Origin of the sequence: Micromonospora sp. DT201, assembly GCF_049841575.1 — a bacterium.
Classification (GTDB): Bacteria; Actinomycetota; Actinomycetes; order Mycobacteriales; family Micromonosporaceae; genus Micromonospora.
In genome coordinates this window covers 1-242 of the sequence record NZ_JBNCKP010000117.1, presented here as the reverse complement: position 1 = coordinate 242, position 242 = coordinate 1, and the positions used below count along the sequence as shown (strand labels likewise).

Annotated in this window: 1 pseudogene; it reads right to left on the bottom strand. The window is 71.1% G+C overall.

Features of this window, described 5'->3' with window-relative positions:
• Nucleotides 1-242: pseudogene (locus ACLQ28_RS34635) on the bottom strand (IS3 family transposase); the annotation flags it as partial.

Here is a 242-nt window from a genome sequence, read left to right as displayed (position 1 = left end):
CAGGCGGTGCGCTCGACCATCGGCTGGCCGGCAGCGCGGGCCTCATCGGCCAAGAACCGGTACCCGAACTCCGGGTCGTCACGGTGAGCGTCCACCAGGGCGTTCGCGCGGTAAGCGGCAACGAGTTCGGCGTCACCGACCGGCCGGGCGAGCCACCGGTAGTAAGGCTGACGAGCGATGGTCAATACCCGGCACGTCACCGCCACGGGGATCCCGTCGGCGGCCAGCTCGCTCACGAGCGG